Here is a 1,996-nt window from a genome sequence, read left to right on the forward strand (position 1 = left end):
CTCGCCCAGCCGCCGGTGCCGGAGTTCGATGAAGGGGCCAAACTGCTGCGACCAGTTGCGCGGCACGCCGCCGCCGATGGTGAAGATTCCCAGCTTCTTCTGGCGCAGCAAAGTCGCAGCAAAATGCTCGAGGTCTTCGAACGGATCGAAGCGGATCTTATGTCGCCCGGTCGACTCGCGCAGCCGGTTGTTCAACGCCGTGTCGAGACCGAGTTCCGAGTCGCTGAAGGCCGGCACGAACACCGGCACTCCCTGCTCGTAGGCGGACTTCAGAATTCCTCGCTGGCCCTGATTGCGCTTCGCCAGATACGCGCCGATGGCGTGATTCAGCTTGTAGGAGCACATGACGTCGTTGTGGTCCCAGGCCTCGAGCACGGCCGCCATGACTTCCTCGACGTCATCGAGATTCTGCTCCGGCTCAAGCGTGTCATAGACGCGGTTGTACCCCTGCTCGTAGAGTTCCTCGTCAGAAACTTCGGGATTGGCACGGAAATGAGCGCGTCCGGTGGCCTCGACCAGCCCGTGGGCCATGAGAGCGCCCGTCGAGACGATCGCATTGACGATGCCGCGGTCGATCAATTCGGTGACGATCAGGCCCTGCTTGGCCACGGTCATGGCCCCGGCCAGGGTCATGACGATGAACGCATCCTCGTCGAGAGCCATGGCTTCGAGCACGTCGGCGGCCTCACCCAGCTGGCGTCCGGTAAAGGCGGTCTTGGCCATGGCCCTCACCAGCCCGTCGATCGAATGAATCTTGCTGAGATCGAGCGGCTCCAGCGGAATCAGGCGATCTTCGATGGGATTGTGCAGGTGACGATCTTTGCCCTCACCGCCGGCCGCGTGTCCCTGCCCCGAATGCGAATGATCTTGATGCGAATGATCTTTCGAACTGCCATGATTGCCGTGTTTCACCACGCACCTCCCCAGCTGGCCGCAATTTCGTCCCGACAGGATACTCTACAGGAACCACATGAATAATGTGGGGACAGCCGCCCCTTCGACTTCGCTCAGGGCAGGCCCTCGGCTGTCCGTCGAGCGCAGCTCGACGGGGTTCCGCTCGCCTCGGTTACACTGCCAATCATGCCCGGCAAGCGCGCTTTCGAAGAACAAGTCGCCGCCCTGGACGCGCTTCGCCACGGGCCGGAGGAAGCCCGCGTCGCGCCCCTGCGCAAAGCTCTCGGGCATCGCAACAATTTCATCGTGGCCAAGGCTGCCGATCTGATTCGCGAATTCCTCCGCGAGCCCGGCCTCGCCGCTCTGACGCCGGAACTGCTGACGGCCTTTGCTCGCTTCTTCGATGATCCCGTGAAGACCGATCCGCAATGCTGGGCTAAGAATGCGATCAGCCGTACGCTCGCGGCCATGGAACATCAGGATGAGGTAGTTTTTCTGCGCGGGATGCGCCACATCCAGATGGAACCCGTCTGGGGAGGTCAGTCCGACACCGCCGGCACTCTGCGCGCCACTTGCGCCCTGGCGCTGGTCCAGTGCCGCAGTCTTACGGAAAAAGATCTGCTGGAGCACCTGGTCGAGTTGCTCGCCGACACAGACAAGACCGTTCGAGTGGAAGTGGTTCGTGCGATCGAACAGATCGGCTCGCCGTCGGCCGTGCTGCTGCTGCGCCTGCGAGCCGTTCTTGCCGCGGATGAGCCCGAGGTGCTCGGCGCTTGCTACAGCGGGATCTTGCGAATCGAGGGGCTGCGGGCGATCCCATGGATCCGCCGTTTTCTCGCCGCGGCCGATGACTGCGCGGCCGAAGCCGCGTTGGCCATTGCCGGAACCCATTCGCCGGAGGGTTTCGACGCCCTGCGCGAGCCCTTCGCTAAAGCAGTCGATCCCTGGTGGCGCTCCGTTCTGCTTTCGGCGATCGCGCTCACTCGTCAGGACGCGGCGCTGGAATTCCTGCTCGATCTGGTCCGCACGGAATCCCTCGACGCCGAGGCCGCGATCGAAGTAGTTCTCCGCTCTCGGCCTTCCGAGGAAATAACCAACCGCC

Annotated in this window: 2 protein-coding genes; one reads left to right on the forward strand and one right to left on the reverse strand. The window is 63.1% G+C overall.

Annotated elements, in window-relative coordinates:
• Positions 1 to 723 (reverse strand): deoxyhypusine synthase family protein (locus tag VGY55_13410; protein HEV2970964.1); only part of this gene is annotated, 723 nt, incomplete at its 3' end.
• Positions 724 to 1,080: 357 nt separating this feature from the next.
• Here VGY55_13410 and VGY55_13415 point away from each other — a divergent pair.
• A partial coding sequence (locus VGY55_13415) for a hypothetical protein (GenBank protein ID HEV2970965.1) occupies positions 1,081 to 1,996 on the forward strand: 916 nt, incomplete at its 3' end.

The organism is Pirellulales bacterium, from assembly GCA_035939775.1.
In the GTDB taxonomy this organism is placed as follows: Bacteria; Planctomycetota; Planctomycetia; order Pirellulales; family DATAWG01; genus DASZFO01.